Source organism: Anaerophaga thermohalophila str. Valhall (assembly GCF_000250735.1).
Taxonomy (GTDB): Bacteria; Bacteroidota; Bacteroidia; order Bacteroidales; family Marinilabiliaceae; genus Anaerophaga; species Anaerophaga thermohalophila_A.
In genome coordinates this window covers 1-17,503 of sequence record NZ_AHZV01000241.1, presented here as the reverse complement: position 1 = coordinate 17,503, position 17,503 = coordinate 1, and the positions used below count along the sequence as shown (strand labels likewise).

Annotated in this window: 8 protein-coding genes; all 8 read left to right on the top strand. The window is 44.3% G+C overall.

The window, feature by feature from the left end:
- The first annotated feature begins 232 nt into the window (after nucleotides 1–232).
- The gene (locus OQ5_RS24720) at nucleotides 233–1,954 is read left to right on the top strand and encodes an IgGFc-binding protein (RefSeq protein ID WP_016777863.1); all 1,722 of its coding nucleotides are present in this window, start codon (nucleotides 233–235) and stop codon (nucleotides 1,952–1,954) included.
- Entirely contained in the window at nucleotides 1,876–4,902 is a 3,027-nt protein-coding gene (locus OQ5_RS24715) for a T9SS type B sorting domain-containing protein (RefSeq protein ID WP_255297527.1), read from the top strand. The genes OQ5_RS24720 and OQ5_RS24715 overlap by 79 nt, the downstream gene beginning before the upstream one ends.
- Nucleotides 4,903–4,994: 92 nt before the next feature.
- Nucleotides 4,995–6,035: a PorP/SprF family type IX secretion system membrane protein gene (locus OQ5_RS0112785; RefSeq protein ID WP_016777861.1), complete on the top strand. Its 1,041-nt coding sequence runs from the start codon at nucleotides 4,995–4,997 to the stop codon at nucleotides 6,033–6,035.
- Complete coding sequence (locus OQ5_RS0112780) at nucleotides 6,022–7,089, top strand: gliding motility-associated C-terminal domain-containing protein (RefSeq protein ID WP_016777860.1); 1,068 nt, start codon at nucleotides 6,022–6,024, stop codon at nucleotides 7,087–7,089. The genes OQ5_RS0112785 and OQ5_RS0112780 overlap by 14 nt, the downstream gene beginning before the upstream one ends.
- Before the next feature lie 449 nt (nucleotides 7,090–7,538).
- Nucleotides 7,539–8,519 (top strand): PorP/SprF family type IX secretion system membrane protein, encoded by a 981-nt coding sequence (locus tag OQ5_RS0112770; protein WP_016777858.1) that lies wholly within the window; start codon nucleotides 7,539–7,541, stop codon nucleotides 8,517–8,519.
- 131 nt (nucleotides 8,520–8,650) lie between these two features.
- Nucleotides 8,651–10,786: a glycogen debranching protein GlgX gene (gene glgX / locus OQ5_RS0112765; RefSeq protein WP_016777857.1), complete on the top strand. Its 2,136-nt coding sequence runs from the start codon at nucleotides 8,651–8,653 to the stop codon at nucleotides 10,784–10,786.
- Between the two features lie 24 nt (nucleotides 10,787–10,810).
- Nucleotides 10,811–12,634 (top strand): malto-oligosyltrehalose trehalohydrolase, encoded by a 1,824-nt coding sequence (gene treZ, locus OQ5_RS0112760; RefSeq protein ID WP_016777856.1) that lies wholly within the window; start codon nucleotides 10,811–10,813, stop codon nucleotides 12,632–12,634.
- A 121-nt stretch (nucleotides 12,635–12,755) separates the two neighbouring features.
- Nucleotides 12,756–16,997, top strand: coding sequence for a malto-oligosyltrehalose synthase (gene treY / locus OQ5_RS0112755; RefSeq protein WP_016777855.1), 4,242 nt, complete (start codon nucleotides 12,756–12,758; stop codon nucleotides 16,995–16,997).
- Nucleotides 16,998–17,503 lie beyond the last annotated feature (506 nt).

Below are 17,503 nucleotides of genomic sequence, written 5' to 3'. Positions count from 1 at the left end.
TTAAAGTAATTTAAACTTTTTATTAACAACATCGTATAATAATCAAATTGTGTTTTGCGTTAAATACACAAAAGGGCCAAACTCTTCTCTCCATCATTGCAAAGTTGGCATAACAATTTTGCAATGCGCCTTTCTGAGTCCCTTATCATAGGGGACAAATCACACAGGTTTAGCCTTTATTTTCGGGATTAACTTTTAACCAGCCCGCTATGAAGTAAATTTTTACGTTTTTTTGTTTTCGGTTTTTAACTTATCAATTTTACCGGTTTCTGATTTAGAAGCTCAGGTTGATAATGTCTTTTGGTTTGTTGCACCAGAGGTCACAAGCAGCCATGGTGACTCTCCTGTATCTTTTCGAATTACAGCATTTGATCAGGATGCAGAAGTAACCATCTCCATGCCTGCAGGAGGATTCTCCGAAACCATTACAATTCCGGCCAATACACAGTACAATTATGAGGGTCTCAGCGACCTCGATCTTATCGAAAACCGTCCGGCCGATCAGGTTTTAAACAAAGGTATTCTCATCACATCAGATGTAGATATCACCGTTTATTACGACGTCGCTCACTCCAACAACCCGGACAAATTTACCCTGAAAGGAAGAAATGGACTGGGTACAGAATTTTTAGTGCCTTCGCAAACCGCTTTCGACAATCACCGCTATTCCCCTCCGGCACGCGAAAGAATTGATATTGTAGCCACCGAAGACGGCACCGAAGTACAGGTGGTACTTACCGACGATGTCATCGGACACAGTGCCGGAGATACGGTAATCATAAACCTTAACAGGGGCCAAACATACTCACTCTGGGCAACACAGGCAGGAGAGCAGGCTCACAGGCATCTGGGAGGCACGGAAATAACATCAAATAATCCCATCGCTGTTACCATTTCGGACGACTCGATTGAACGCCCCAGCGATCCGGGACACTGGGACCTCATTGGCGACCAGCTTATCCCAACCGACCTGCTTGGCACCGAATACATTGCCATGCATACCTTGTTTGACCAGGGTATCACAACCGACCAGAAAGTTTATGTAATGGCCGTTGAAGACGATACTTATTTAGCCGTCAACGGTGCTTACAGAGCCACGTTGGATCGTGGAGAAATGGAAGAACTCAACATTGGTAACAATGCTTTATATATAACATCCGATAAACCGGTATATGTTTACCAGGTAACCGGAATTCCACCCATTGACAACGACATAGCCTCTCGCGGTACTGAGCTCGGAAGCGCCATACTCCCCCATGTAAAATGTACAGGTTCAACCAGTGTTTCATTTACAAGGGTACTTGGCGACCGCTTCTATGTTCAGCTCATGACGCAGGAAAATCATCGCGATAATTTTACCATCCGTGGCCCCGATGACTCAGAAAATGACAATCCGTCCAAATATCTCCAAAATATTGTCTGGCACCAGGTTCCCGGCACAGGAACAAACGGAAGCGACGCATGGTACTCGGCGGTTATCCAGATGGGCTGGGACGGTGGTGCCGGAATAGCAACAGGCGACCCCTATACCATAGAAAATACCGGTCTTTTCCACATGAGCATCCTCGACGAAAACAGTGTGAGTATGAGCTTTGGTTATTTCTCAGATTATAGCACACTTCGTATCAATGGAATTTCAATGGCTTGTGAAGGAGAGACCATTACCCTCGAAACGCAAGACCCGATGCGCTCTTACTTCTGGTTCTATGAAGATGATCCTTACAATCCGTTATCAACAGAAAGGTCTATCGATGTCACCGAATCAGGACAATATTGGGTAAGAGCTGAAGTGATGGCCGGAGAGTGTTACCTCACCGACACCATCGATGTGCAATTCCGCACGCCACAATTCTCGCTCGGCAATGACACAGTCGTTTGTCCGGGCGAAACCGTCACCTATACCGTTGCTGCCACCAACCCGGGCGACACTTATTACTGGGAACCGGGGGAATAACCACTGATACTTACTCGGTAACACCGGACCCTGACGAAACCATCGAAATAATTCTTACAATGACCGATGATCTGGGCTGTTCCTCTACCGATACAGTCACGGTAACCGGCTACTCTGCCCCTGAAATCAACTGGAACATAACCGGGAATGAAGTATGCGAGGGCGATACCCTTCGCACCACGGAAGACGATATGCTCCGGTACCAGTGGACGGTAAACGGGGCTGCCGATCCTGCCGATACGCTAAGCTACATCGTTGCACAAAACTCCGGAACTTACGAACTTACAGTCTGGAGCGAACACTTATGCACCGAATCGGAAACGTTGGACCTCACGGTTCATCCTACTCCTTCAGTCAGCCTTTTCGATATCTGGGAATGCCCGGGAGATGTCGGTCATTTTTCACTGAGCGGTTACAATTCTTATCTATGGTCTACCGGATCCACCAATTCAGAAATTTATCTGACCGAGTCCGATAGTGTCTGGGTAAGGGTAGCGGATAATCATGGTTGTACCGCCAGCGATACAGCCTATTTCGGAATTTTTAATGAACAGGTATTTACTTTCGGCAACGATACCAGCGTTTGTGAATACGATAACATTACCATAACTGCCGATGCTCAAAACGTCACATCCGACTATGAATGGACATTTGATGATGGTACTTCCACTACAACATGGACTACCTCGGCCAATGAACATACGGTTGTAAATGCATCGCCTTCCGATGAAGGCACCTATACCGTTGAAGCAACTGATGACAATGGCTGCAATATTTCCGGATCGTTCTATCTGTATGTTCAGGATGTTCCGGATATTGGCATTTCCAGCGAAGTGGACATTTGCGATGGCAATATAATGAAGATTGAAGCCAACGGACACAATTTCGTTTCGTTTACCTGGATTGAAACAAGCAATCCTTCGGATACCCTCAGCACAGAAAACTATATCCTGATTGGAGCAGCAGGCGAATATCAGCTTACAGCCACCCAGGCTAACGGATGTACTGCTACTGAAACGACGGATGTTACCGTATGGAATAATCCCTCCTTTAACTTACCCGGCCAGATTGAATTCTGCCCCAATACAGACATTTCATACGACATGACCAATCCGCCCGGCTGGTCTTCTCCACAGACCGACCCGGCAGACAGAACGCCCAGAGATCACACCTGGCACACAATGAACGAAACCGGAGACCTGGTACACTACTATACAGGCACTGACATTGGTGATGCCGATCCAAATGCCAACCCCGATCCCGGCGTCTATTTTTTGGAGGTTCACGACGGATTATGCCAATATGTTGACCAGGTAGAAATAGCTTATCATGAACTCATTGATGTAGAGCTAAGCGATGATGAAGTTTGCGACAACGAACCTTACACACTTGAAATACCGCCTTCTCTTGTTCCTGATGTGAGCACCTATTTCTGGGAACAAAACGCAACCTCAGCAACCGGGCCGGCAGACAGCGACTGGACGGTTGCCGAAGCCGGCGATTACACCCTCCACATCACCGACAATAACGGATGTGAAAATTCAGGCAGTATGACATTAAATCACCTGCCTTCTCCGCTATTCAGTCTGGGTGCCGACAGAGAAAAGTGTTACGGCGATACCGTCATGGTTGCTGCCGATCCTTCTTTTGCAAGATACGAGTGGAACGGAGATATATCTGATGATCAACCCTGCTTTATAGAAACACTCAATATCGGCACAGACACTTATAGCCTTCAGGTTTGGGCAGATAACGGATGTACATCAACCGAACAGGTGGATGTTACGGTTCATCCCCTGCCAACAGTTGATCTTGGCCCTGACATTGAAGGTTGTGCCGGCGAAACGGAAACCCTCACAGTTCCCAACTTCCCTGAAATTTACTGGTCAGACGGAGAACAAGATGTGACGGGGATTACCGTCGGGAGAGGCAGGCACCACGTCACAGTAGTCGACAATCACGGTTGTGTCGGCAGCGATACAATGAATCTGGTCTGGCACCAGGTCCCCGACATAGAGCTTGGACCCGACATTTTTATCTGCCCGGTCGATTATCCTGTCACCATCGAAGCACCCGAAGGATATCAAAGCTACAAATGGCACAACGGCAGTTCCAATAGAATTATCACTGCCAATTTAATGGACACTCTTAATAAAGTTGTGGTTACCGACATTCACGGATGCCAGGGATGGGACACCCGGGTGGTCGACTTCTTTGCCGAACCTCCCTACTCATTGTGTAACGACACTTCTATCTGTGAACCTGAGCAACTGGTATTGGATGCCGGCACGGAAATCATTACAGAATATGCAGGAGAACAACAGATCACTCCCATTCAAAGCTATCTGTGGAGCAGTGGAACCACCACCCAAACCGATACCGTAGCTGAAACAGGAAACTATTGGGTAGAAGTTTACGACGGCTGTTTTTACCTGAGAGACACGATGCATGCCGAATTTTATCCATCTCCAGAAATTATCAGGCTCGATACCACCTATTATGCACAGGTAACCGTATTTGTTGAAAGCGGAACACGGCCGTATTATTATGCACTGGACGATGAAAACGATCTGCAAACAGAAAATACATTTAAAAACATATCAAATGGTGATCATGAAATTTTTGTGGAAGATTCCAATGGATGCAGGGCATCTACCATTTTTTATATCAATTCGGACTATGAAATAGAAGTCCCGGGCTTTTTCACCCCTAACAACGACGGGTATAATGACACCTGGGTGATTGACGGTTTGGAAAGACTGCCCGATTCGGATATTTCCATTTTCGACCGTTACGGAAAATTGTTACGGAAATTTAAAGCATCCGAATCCGTCCAATGGGACGGAGAATATCTGAACAAACCTGTACCATCGGATGATTACCGGTACGTCATTCATCTTAAGCCTGTAGATAAAATAATTAAAGGAAATGTAACCGTTAAACGATAATAATCTCTTTTAATGTCCGGGCACAATCCTAACCGGAAAAGTAGGATTGCCCCGGCATTTGAAGACCAAAATTCCCCAAAACCCTGTAACAAATGAAGAACCCCTTACTTTTTATAATTGGTCTGTTGATAATGTCAACCTCATTGTCAGGGCAAAAATATTTTATAACCAACCAGTATGTTTACGATCTGTTCATGATTAATCCGGCAGATGCAGGTAACAATAATAATTGCATCACATTCAACGGGTTCTATCAAAAGCAATGGTTCGGGGTAGACCTTGCGCCTACTACACAACTATTGTCCTTCCAGGCCCCGTTGGTTCATAATGTCGGTTCAGGTACCTATATTTTTAACGACCGTAATGGGAATTTTAATCGAATGGGACTGCAACAGTCCTTCTCCGTCGAAGTAAAACTAAGGGAAAACAGATACGGCAACACCTCACTGCATTTTGGCATCTCCGCTTTTTTTGAACAAAGTTCTGTTGATTACAGCGGGTTTTCAGCAGATGCGGGTATCGATCCCATTATTACAGGAACCCGGGAAAGCGGAACGGGATTTAATGCAAACTCAGGACTGATGTTACAGGTAAACAATTACCATATCGGTGTTGCCGTATCCAATATTTTTTCCCAGAATAATCCGATGTATAAATCGGAATGGGAACCTAAAACAGGGCCTGACATACATGCTCATGCCGGAACATCGTGGAAAGTTCCTGACCGGGAAATATATGTAGAACCCTTATTTTATTATCGTCACAACAGCCTTGAGAATACCCGGTTCGATGCGAACCTCAAGCTCTATATGCCAACCCTTGATCCAAATTATGCCTTTTGGGGAATTCTTGCCTACAGACGCTCAATGGATGAGCAGCTGGGACGCGACCTGGGACTGGCAACAACTGTGGGTATTGATTACAAAAGTTTTTCATTTGGCATCGAACATCAGCTGGGCCTTACCGCTGCACAGAAACAGTTTGGAAGTGCCTTCATCGTGGTTGCCGGATACAGAATATGTGCCGGAAACAAGAAAGGGGCATTCCCCTGTTCACAAAAAGATGCTATAATAAAAGCTGCCAATAAAGACCCTAAACGAGGATTAAAGGGAATTAAAGATGCGAAAAAATAATTTCAACCTTTGGGTTTGCACGTTAGAAGCAAAGGCTAAATTGAAGGCCGAAAAAGGCGAATCGAAGGATATTAACAAAAGCAAGGAAGGAATGAAGGGTTGCAATGGTTATTCTCTCATATTGATCACTTTTCTAATGTATCTCTTTGCTACAGAGGTACAGGCTGTTTCTGTTGCCACAGCTCACACTTCGCCGGAAATATTAAACCAGCAGCCGGTTACGGCCAATCATGATTACATAAACATGATAGAAAATTCTACCTGGACCATTTCTGTAACAAACAATGATTACGGACTGAGTGAAGGCATCAGCAAACTGGAAATTATTGAACCGCCGGGGCACGGTAAAGCCTGTGTTACACCGGATAACAGCATCAGCTATACGCCCGATGAAGGATACATGGGTAAGGACCAGTTAAAATACAGAATATGTAACACTGATGACCAGTGCGATGAAGCCGGTGTTTTTATAAGCGTTGAAGACTACGACTTTGTTCCCGAACCGGTAAATGATACCGTAATTTACTATAGCGACAGTAGTGCCGTATATAATGTTTTGGTTAATGACAAATATATATATGACAAACCTTTACAATTATCTGTGACAAGAGAACTGAATAACGGGTTTTCTGAAATTACCGACGACCTGATAATCAAAATAAAAGTTACCAGCTATTTCCTGGAAACGGATTCTCTTACCTATCAGGTCTGTGATAAAGAGGGCGATTGCGGTCAGGCTGTAATGTATGTTACACCTCATCATGATGCATCATCTCCTTTAATAATCCCCGAAGGTTTCTCACCAAACGGGGACGGTTTTAACGATACCTTTCGCATTCCCGAATTTGATTATTACCAGAATATGTCCATTTCTGTTTTTAACAGAAACGGAATCATTGTTTTCGAATCACAGGACTATAACAACAACTGGGAGGGTATTAGTAATACAGGGCCGATTGAAGGAGAAAAAGTTCCTCCGGGTATATACTATTATGTTATTAAAATTGGCGGAAGTAATCAACAATTCAACGGAAGTATTTACGTTAGTTATTAAGTTAACCTAAATAGTGTCTGTCCATAAAGTGCCATTTACTGTGTTTCGCTCGTCCGAAAATTACTCATTTACGATGAGTAAACTCCGTATTTTCGGACTTCGCAAGCCTTGTAAATGACACTTTCTGAACAGACACATGATAAGCAAAAAACTATTTCGACTTTATAGACAGGCTCCAAATAGTGTCTGTCCATAAAGTGCCATTTGCTGCGTTACGCTCGTCCGAAAATTACTCATTTACGATGAGTAAACTCCGGTTTTGGCGGCTTCGCAAGCCTTGCAACTGGCACTTTCTGAACAGACACACTTATTGTGAAAATATTTTTGTGAGTTTATAGACACGCAGTAAATAGAAGAGACAAAAATTGTTCTCCTCAAACCCCAAAAGGTCAATAAAAATCAAAACCTTACAAGTTGAACTTCTTTGATTTTTGACAAAAACAAACAACATGGGAAAAACAGGGCACTTCCTTTTACTCTTTTTTATTATCTGGCCGGGCATTACAACAGAAACCTCTGGCCAGCAGAGTGCCTTGACGAACCAGTTTATGTCGCGCCCTTTAATTCTCAATCCCGCTTTTGCCGGAACCCGCAACTCAGTCGCCATCGACGTTTATTCACGTCAGCAGTGGATAGGAATTGAGGATGCCCCTTCTTTTTATTCCGCAAGTATTCATTTCCCCGTCAACGAATCCATGTCGTCCATTGGTGGCGGCGCATGGTCGGAACAAACGGGACCTTTCATGTATAACCGCCTGTTTTTTGATTACGCCTATTTGTTAAGAGTCTCCAGGAGGGCTTTTCTTTCACTTGGCTTACGAATTGGTGCCGACCATTTTAATTTCAATCTTCAGAAACTTCAGCTCATCGATTACAATGATCCCGAATTTGAAACATCGATTGATAATGAATTTCGTCCTTCTTGGGGAGCAGGATTCATGTTTTACACACCTGGTATCTTCATGGGCGTTTCACTGCCTCACAGACCTGTCGGGGACCTTTCATGGTCATCAGAGGCCGCCGCGAATTTTGAATCGGCCCGGGAAATAGACCTTTCCGGAGGCATCAACATCAACATATCCAAAGAAGCCACCATTACACTTGGCGCCATTCATCGAATGGTGCAAAATGACATCCCCACAACCGATTTGGGACTAATGATCAGCCTGGGAAATGGCATACGGGCGGGCGTGAATTACCGGCCGGACTATGCTGCTGCCGCACTTTTTGGAATGAAAATTACCAGGGAAATTGATTTTCTTTACTCTTACGAATTCCCGACTAATCCCGATCAGCCAATCGTGAAAAAGGGGGCACATGAACTTACTGTTTCTTTTAATTTTACCCGTTGGATAAAATACAACCGAAACAGAATATTTTTGAAAAAGAAAGTCGAAAAGGAAGAACTTAACTCCATCCGTTACTTTTGATCTTAAAATAACAAGTTATCAGCAACTTATACTCCTTTTTTCTCTCAATAATATAATCCCCGAATTACTTGTTTTTCCTCCTTTTTTGATGTAATATGGTACTTTGAAAACAATTCACCAAACATCCCGATATGTCAGAAAAAATCAATGCATGGCCGGGTCGTCCCTATCCTCTTGGCGCCACCTGGGATGGCAAGGGGGTTAATTTTGCTCTTTTTTCAGATAATGCACATGGTGTAGAGCTGTGCCTTTTTGATAAAGATAATAACGAAACACGTATAAAAGTGTACGAACGAACCCACAACCATTGGCACATATATATTCCGGGAATAAAGCCGGGGCAAAGATATGGCTACAGGATTCACGGACCCTATGAACCGGTAAAAGGGGCCCGATTTAATCCCAACAAACTTCTTATCGACCCTTATACCAAAGCTTTGGATGGAACAATAAAATGGAACGAAGCCCTTTACGGATATCAGCCGGGAAGTGAAGACGAAGACCTTTCATTCAATGAAGCTGATAGTGCCCCCTTTGTTCCGAAGTCTTTAGTTGTCGATGATTCTTTTGACTGGAACGGCGACCGGCGACTGGATATTCCCCAACATGAAACCATTATTTATGAGATGCATGTAAAGGGATTCACAAAGCTGGCGCAGCAAGTCCCCGAAAAACTTCGAGGTACATACGCCGGACTGTCTCATCCCGAAAGCATTAAATACCTGAAAAATCTGGGTGTGAATGCTGTGGAACTAATGCCTGTACATCAATTCGTGGCCGACCATCGTCTGGTAAAAACGGGCCTTACCAATTACTGGGGATACAATACCATTGGTTTTTTTGCGCCCGATGTAAGGTATGCTTCATCGGGAACAACAGGAGAGCAGGTCAGGGAGTTCAAACAAATGGTCAAAGACCTTCATAAATCCGGTATCGAAGTTATTCTGGATGTTGTATATAACCACACCGGGGAAGGCAATCGTATGGGGCCCACCCTTAGTTTCAGAGGCATAGACAACATGTCCTACTACCGACTTTCTGACGAAGACCCTCGCTATTATGTCGACTACACAGGAACCGGAAATACACTCAACACGGTACATCCCACAATATTACGCCTCATCATGGACAGCCTCCGCTATTGGGTAACTGAAATGCATGTCGATGGTTTTCGCTTCGACCTGGCTCCCGTTTTGGCTCGTGAATTCGACGATGTTGACAAATGGGGCTCTTTCTTCGATGTGTTGCATCAGGACCCGGTGCTTTCGCAGGTTAAACTGATAGCAGAACCCTGGGACCTGGGTGAAGACGGCTTTCAGGTTGGAAATTTCCCGGCCGGATGGATGGAATGGAACGCCAAATACCGCGATTGTATGCGAGAATTCTGGAAAGGCGACGACGAAATGTTGCCAGAATTCGCCAACCGTATCACCGGAAGTTCAGACCTCTATTTCGACAACTGGCGTACGCCCACAGCCAGCATTAATTTTATTACTGCTCACGACGGTTTTACACTGCTTGACCTGGTTTCTTACAATGAAAAACACAACGAAGCCAACGGTGAGGATAATAAAGACGGTGAAGACCACAATCGGTCATGGAATCACGGTGTTGAAGGCCCAACCGATGATGAAAACATCAGCAAACTGAGAAAACAACAGGTTCGAAATTTTATTGCAACACTGTTTCTCTCTCAGGGCGTACCAATGCTTGTAGCGGGCGATGAGCTGGGCAGAACACAAAAAGGTAATAACAACGCCTACTGTCAGGACAATGATATCTCGTGGATCGACTGGCTCAACAAAGACGAAAATCTGATTGAGTTTACATCAAAACTGATCAATTTCAGGAAAAAACACCCTGTATTTTGTCGGCGAAAATGGTTCAAATATCAGCCCATTAAAGGAAAAGACATTACCGATATCGAGTGGTTTACCCCCGAAGGTGAAGCAATGAGCGAGGAACACTGGAATGAAACATTTGCCAAATCACTCGGTGTCTTCTTGTCGGGCCACGGCGTTCGTGCCGTGTCGGATAAAGGAGAGCCTGTTGTTGACGACAGTTTCTACATCATGTTTAACTCGTATCACGATGTTGTGCAATTTTCACTGCCAGGTGAGAAATGGGGAAAAAAATGGCTCAAAGTAATGGATACCTTCAACGCTGAATTCAACGGAGAAGGGATTGGCGAACCTCTTAACGCCGGACAGCAAGTTGATGCAAATGGTCGTTCGGTAATGCTGTTTCGGGAAATTTCAGCATCCTGAAACCTCAGAATTCAAAATTGCAAAATGTCAACAATTTACCACAACTTAAGGCCGGGGATATCAGTGAATGCCGGTGGTCGAACGTCTACCGGGGTAGTTTGGGCACCATTTGCAGACGCTGTGGCTGTAGAGAAAGACGACGGAAGCAAATTCCCGCTTATGAGAGCAGGTTATGGCTATTGGGAAAACCACGAGTTGCCCTTAAAGGAAGGAGACCTTTATCTCATCAATATCGATAACCAAAAAAAAATGCCCGACCCTGCATCATTGTTACAGCCCGGGGGCGTTCATAGTCATTCAATGGTCATCAGCACTGACGCTTTCGTTTGGAACGACAAACAATGGAAAGGCATCTCTGATGATGAACTCATCATTTATGAACTCCACACCGGAACCTTTTCACCCGGTGGTAATTTCCGGGGCATCATACAAAAGCTGGCTTACCTGAAAGATATAGGTATAAATGCCATCGAACTGATGCCGGTGGCACAATTCCCGGGAAACCGAAACTGGGGATACGATGGTGTTTTCCCCTATGCCGTTCAAAATTCTTATGGCGGCCCCAATGACCTGCAAAAGCTGGTTGACGCATGTCATAATGCCGGGCTGGCTGTCATTCTCGACGTTGTATACAACCATCTTGGGCCGGAGGGTAATTACCTGGAAAATTTCGGCCCTTATTTCACCGATAAATACAAGACGCCCTGGGGAAAAGCCGTCAATTTTGATGATGCCTGGTGCGACGGGGTTCGCCACTTTTTTCTGGAAAATGCACTTTTTTGGCTGCAGGACTATCATATCGACGGACTGCGGCTTGATGCTGTTCATGCCATTAAAGATGCAGGAGCAACACATTTTCTTGCCGGGTTGAAACAAAAGGTTAACGAACTAAACAAAAAAACCGGAAGACACCATTTTCTGATTGCAGAAGTTGACCTCAATGATGTTCGTTACATTAATCCTTTCGAAAAAGGAGGATACAACATGGACTTACAGTGGTGCGACGAATTCCACCATGCACTTCATGCCCTGGTTACCGGCGAGGAAGACGGTTATTATTCCGACTTCGGAGGAATCGGCCCCCTTGTAAAAAGTTTCAATAATGCTTACGTGTATGACGGAATATATTCTCCACACCGGAGAAAAACCTTTGGCAGCAAAACCAATGGACAACCGGGGCACAAATTTGTAGTATTTGCCCAAAACCACGATCAGACAGGCAACCGAATAATGGGCGAACGTCTTTCCAGTATGGTGAATTTCGAAATGCAAAAACTCATTGCAGCGGCTTATCTCCTGTCCCCTTTTACTCCGATGCTTTTCATGGGTGAAGAATACGGGGAGCAAAATCCTTTCCTCTATTTTACCAGTCATTCCGATCCCCGACTAATAAAAAATATCCACGAAGGCCGGAAAGAGGAATTCAAAGATTTTATGGGAGAACAGAAACCTCATGATCCACAGGCAGAAGAAACATTCCGGAAATCGGAATTAACGCCGGAACACCTTTGGTCTTCTCAACAGGGAAGATTGCTGAGTTGGTACAAAAAACTGCTCCGGCTCAGGAAAAACAGCTCTCTCTGGAAAGGTGATTTTCGCAGCCATTTTAAAGCCGATATTCTTAATGACCAAACAATACTCATCATGGGAAAAAACCATAGCAATGAAATAAAATTAGTGCTGAATTTCGGCACAAATCCCTTTGAATATAAATCCGGGAAAGGATACAACATCGCTGAATGCTCTGCATGCAAAGAATGGCTAGGCCCTGTTTCGGGCAAAGCTGAGTTGTTGAAAAAGAATAAAGTCCTCATCCCGGCCGAAAGTATCGTGATTCTAAAACGTTAACAGCTCCCGTTTTCTTTCCTGCCCAAAAACACTAAATTTGTTTTAATCTCGACGCTGAAGGTGTCGAATACTTGTCAAAAAATATTGCGAAAATGACCTGATAAACAAACATCCAAAGAATATGTACAATCCTGTTTCTACATACCGCCTGCAATTCAACAAGGCATTTAATTTCTCTGATGCCCTTCAGCAATCCAAATATTTTCATTTGTTAGGATGCGGCACCATTTATGCCAGCCCGGTGTTTTCGGCCACACCCGGAAGTATGCACGGATACGATGTTACCAACCCACACTCAATAAACGAAGAGACAGGGTCAGAACAGGAACTGCGAAAGTTGATTAAAACACTGAAAAACAGCCGAATTGGATGGTTACAGGACATTGTTCCCAATCACATGGCATTCAACCATCACAATCCCTGGCTGATGGATGTACTTGAAAAGGGACGCGACTCCGAATATTCCGATTTTTTCGATATCGACCGTCAACATCTTAAATTCCGTCAAAAGCTGATGGTCCCGTTTCTGGGCAGACCGGGCAGTGACGCTGTTCGTAATCGCGAAATCAAACTCATATGGGAGAATGGCACATTCTTACTTTCCTATTTCGATAATTACTGGCCAATCAGATTTGAGTCATTCCTTTGGGTTCTGGAACAAAATACTGAAGATATACCCGATTCTCTGTCGCTTGTATTGGAGCAATTCAGACTCGAGGACAAATCACCCGACTACCTGTTTCTCAACGGAGAATGGGAAAGGTTGAAATCAGAACTAAAGAAACTTTCCGAGATCGATGGTGAAGTTCGTTACTTCTTTGAAAATCTGGCAGGCCACATATCTTCCAACCCCGATGCCATTCAGGCCATTTGCGACAACCAACACTACCTTTTAACGTTTTGGAAGGAAACGGAACAACACATCAACTACAGACGGTTCTTTACCGTGAACAGCCTGATTTGCCTGAGGATGGAAGACGAACAGGTCTTCAATTACTACCATCGCGAACTGATTAACTGGATTAACAACCGTTTGTTCAACGGGCTCAGGATTGACCATATTGACGGGTTGCGTAATCCCTCGGAATACCTTCAACAATTACGCGGGCGTGCCGGAAAAAACACCTATATAGTGGCTGAAAAAATACTGGAACAGGATGAAAAACTACCGCATGTATGGCCGGTTCAGGGAACTTCGGGATATGATTTTCTGGCTGTCGTTACGCAGCTTTTCTCTCATAAAAGCGGACTGGAACAACTAAAAAATTTCTATAATAACCTGACTGACCAATCAGGTACACCCGAAGATATTATTTACCAGGGGAAAATATTCATCCTCACCAGGCGAATGCAGGGTGAATGGGAAAATCTGACATCGTTGTTTATTCGTCTGAGGCTTCTTCCAGACGAAAAGGCTTCTTCGGTCTCAAGAGAAGAAATAAAAAGTGCGATTGGGGAGATTTTACTTGCGATGCCGGTTTACAGGCTCTATTCAACCCGTTTCCCTCTAAGGGGAGACGAGCGCAGCATTATGGAAAATGTTTTTGAAGATGCGCAACAGAGAAATCCGGAAACTCAGAATACAATTAACATTTTCAGTGATTTGTTCTTTTCCGGCGAACGGCCCGGGGGCGATACTGATGAACGGCTTTCTCAGTTTTTCACCCGCCTGATGCAGTACTCCGGTCCGCTAATGGCAAAAGGGGTTGAAGATACTCTGATGTATCGCCATAACGCTTTCGTTGCCTATAATGAAGTAGGGAATTCTCCATTTGCTGAAGCGTTGAAGCCAGACGACTTTCATAAAAAAATGTTGGAACGGCATGCCGGTTCGCCACTTACAATGAATGCCACTTCAACGCATGACACCAAAAGAGGTGAAGATGTGAGAGCCCGCCTCAACACACTGACAGAATTCCCCGAAGAGTGGGAAAGTTCGGTTTCAGAGTGGATAAAAATCAATCGTTCATTCAAAAAAAACATTAACGGAAAAGAAGCCCCATCACCTTCAGAAGAGTATCTGATTTATCAGACCTTAACAGGCATGGCTCCTTTCGCCAATGATTTCCCGGATGACTTTACAGACAGAGTTGTTCAATTCATGATAAAAGCCCTTCGCGAAGCTAAAGAGAACAGTTCATGGAGTGCTCCCGATAAAGAATGGGAAGAAGTGGTGTCAAACTTTATTCGCAAGATACTATCCCCCGGTTCTGAATTTCTTAACTCGTTTACAGCCATTCATAAAAAAACAGCCCATTATGGAATATATAACAGTCTTGCGCAATTAACACTCAAATGTACATGCCCCGGAGTACCTGATATTTACCAGGGTACCGAATTGTGGGATTTCTCTCTGGTTGATCCTGATAACCGGCGTACGGTTGATTACAGCACCTTACATCAAACCCTGCAGGAACTGAAAGAGATGTTTTCAATTGAACCGGCAAGGCTCTTCAGAGCACTTAACGAACAGCCCGGAAACGGACACATAAAACTTTGGCTTACTCACAGATTGCTTAAATACCGTAAATACAATACCGACCTGTTTGCCCATGGAAAATACATCCCCCTTAAGATCAAAGGACTCCAAAAGAAACATGTTCTTGCTTTTGCGAGGCATCATAAGGACGTATGGCATCTGACAATTGTTCCGCTCTTTCTTTCAGGCTTCGAAGTGCACGAAAAAAGAGTTTCACCGAACAGTGCAGACTGGAAGAACACACGGGTTGTTCTGCCCGGAGAGGCACCATCGGACTGGATCAATGTTTTCACAGGACGACCCTATTCCTGTGGAAAAGAAATATCCGTTTCCGAAATATTCGAAAGCTCTCCGGTGGGAATATTATTTGCCGATTCGGGTAGAAAAGCCAGAACTGCAGGTGTTTTGATGCACATTACATCTCTCCCGGGACGATTCGGGTCGGGTGACTTCGGAACTGAGGCCACTCAGTTTGTCCACTTTCTTAAAGAATCCGGCCACTCCAACTGGCAGGTTCTTCCATTTACGCCTACTACCCCGCAATCCGGATGGTCACCTTACAGTTCTCCTTCGGCCTTTGCAGGGAATATCATCTTTATCAGCCCCCATAAGCTGGCCGAAGAATCATTAATTGACAAAAAAGAGCTAAAAGAAGCCGAAATTTCCTCTTCGGAAAAGGCCGATTTCACCAAAGCTCTTGAAATTCGCCTGAAACTTACACGTAAGGCTTTTGACAATTTCATGAAGCATTGCAGCCGGCCGGCAAAAGACCAATTCCTTCAATTTTGTGAAAATGAGAAATTCTGGCTTCATGACTTTGCTCTCTTCACCTTACTGAAACAAAGATTCGACAACCTTTCATGGCAACAATGGCCGGTCGAATTCAGGGACAGAGACAAGAGTACTTTAAAATCTTTTGCCGATGAGAACGAACATGAACTGATGCTTGAAAAATTCCGTCAGTACCTTTTTTCTCTGCAATGGCATAATTTGAAACGTCATGCCAATCACCACGGTATCAGAATTATTGGTGACATTCCCATCTATGTAGGATATGAAAATGCAGATGTATGGGCTCATCCCGGCTTGTTTAAACTCAACCCTGATAAAAGTATGGACATGATCGCCGGCGTTCCCCCCGATTATTTCAGTGCAACAGGCCAACTGTGGAATATGCCGGTTTATAACTGGAAAAAGCATGAAAAAGAAGATTTTCACTGGTGGATTCAGCGTATCCGTAAAAACCTCGAACTATTCGATTTGGTAAGGCTTGACCATTTTCGTGGTTTCGCAGCCTACTGGGAAGTTGCGGCAGGCGAACACTCTGCCGAAAACGGCAGATGGGCAGAAGGTCCGGGAGAAACTTTCTTTAACCGCTTGAAAAAAGAATTTCCTGCCATGCCATTTATTGCCGAAGACCTGGGCGAAATAGACGAAGAGGTTTACCGGCTTCGGGATAAATTCGGGCTTCCGGGAATGAACGTTCTGCAATTTGCCTTTGGTGACGACCTCCCCGAATCGATGCACATTCCGCACAATCACAGGTCGAACAGTGTTGTGTATACCGGCACGCATGACAACAATACGGCCATCGGGTGGTATCGCAACGAAATCGATAAAGCAACGAAGAAACGCATCAAGCTATATATCGGCAGTAAAGTAAAGAGTAAGTACATCCATCGCATCCTTACCCGAATGGCCTGGGCCTCCACTGCAAGGCTGGCCATCGTCCCTGTTCAGGACCTGCTTGGAAAAAGTGAGGAAGCCCGGATGAACCGACCTTCGACATCGCAGAACAACTGGACATGGAGGATCAGGTACCTCGATGAGTTGAATGAAATTGCAGGAAATACAAGGGAATTACTGGGGTTATTCTCCAGGTAAAACCAAAACACCAAGTAATACTTTTTCAGTAATCCGTTAAAGAAAGTCTATAAGCAGAGACACAAAATTTTTATTATGAGAGAGTTGTGGTTTGTACTATTAATTGTGTAAACAAAAACCAGTTATACGATCTTAACAAATAAACTTTAAACATATGCAAATACAGGATGCAAAAAAATGAATACCTCGATCGAATGATCTTCATTTCGAAACAAATTCATCTGTAGTTCGTTGAATTATTTATACAACCAAACGTCCGCTAAATAGTGTCTGTCCATAAAGTACCATTTGCTGTGTTACGCTCGCCGCCAAAATACTCATTTACCTGTAGTAAACTCCGTTTTTGGCGGCTTCGCAAGCCTTGCAACTGGCACTTTTTGAACAGACACATGATAAGTAGGAATTTTTTCCTACTTTATAGACAGGCACTAAATAAGGAACTTGTTCCTTATTATCGGGACGAGTTCCATTTGGCCTTTAACCTGCTTTATTCATAAGTTTTCGTC

Excerpts from the sequence above, each read along its gene's own strand:
- OQ5_RS0112785 (WP_016777861.1), top strand. The coding sequence starts at position 4,995 with ATGAAGAACCCCTTACTTTTTATAATTGGTCTGTTGATAATGTCAACC.
- OQ5_RS0112780 (WP_016777860.1), top strand. The coding sequence starts at position 6,022 with ATGCGAAAAAATAATTTCAACCTTTGGGTTTGCACGTTAGAAGCAAAG.
- OQ5_RS0112770 (WP_016777858.1), top strand. The coding sequence starts at position 7,539 with ATGGGAAAAACAGGGCACTTCCTTTTACTCTTTTTTATTATCTGGCCG.
- glgX (WP_016777857.1), top strand. The coding sequence starts at position 8,651 with ATGTCAGAAAAAATCAATGCATGGCCGGGTCGTCCCTATCCTCTTGGC.
- treZ (WP_016777856.1), top strand. The coding sequence starts at position 10,811 with ATGTCAACAATTTACCACAACTTAAGGCCGGGGATATCAGTGAATGCC.
- treY (WP_016777855.1), top strand. The coding sequence starts at position 12,756 with ATGTACAATCCTGTTTCTACATACCGCCTGCAATTCAACAAGGCATTT.